The sequence below is a fragment of the Pseudomonas sp. PME37.24/025 genome (genome assembly GCF_055556615.1).
In genome coordinates, this window is record NZ_JBVHNK010000212.1 from 1 (window position 1) to 271 (window position 271).

At 72.3% G+C, this 271-nt stretch carries 1 protein-coding gene; it reads left to right on the forward strand.

All coding sequences use genetic code 11. From position 1 onward, the window contains the following. A partial coding sequence (locus ACZ3HH_RS30110) for a hypothetical protein (RefSeq protein WP_465810242.1) occupies positions 1–271 on the forward strand: 271 nt, incomplete at both ends.

Consider the following 271-nt stretch of genomic DNA (forward strand, 5'->3'; position numbering starts at 1 on the left):
CGACCGCGAACGCCGCGCCGCGATCACGGCGTTCGAGGAGCTGCGGGCGGCGCAGAACGCGCACGGCAAGAAGGTCGCCCAGGCGCCCAAGGACGAGAAGGCCGCCCTCGTGGCGGAGGCCAAGGAACTCAGCGAGAAGGTCAAGGACGCGCAGCGCGCGGTGACCGTCGCCGAGGAGGCCGCGGAAGAGGCGCTCGCCAAGATCGAGACCGACCGGGCCGCCGCCCACACCGAGCTGAACAAGCAGGCCGAGAGCGCCCCCGAGCCCTAT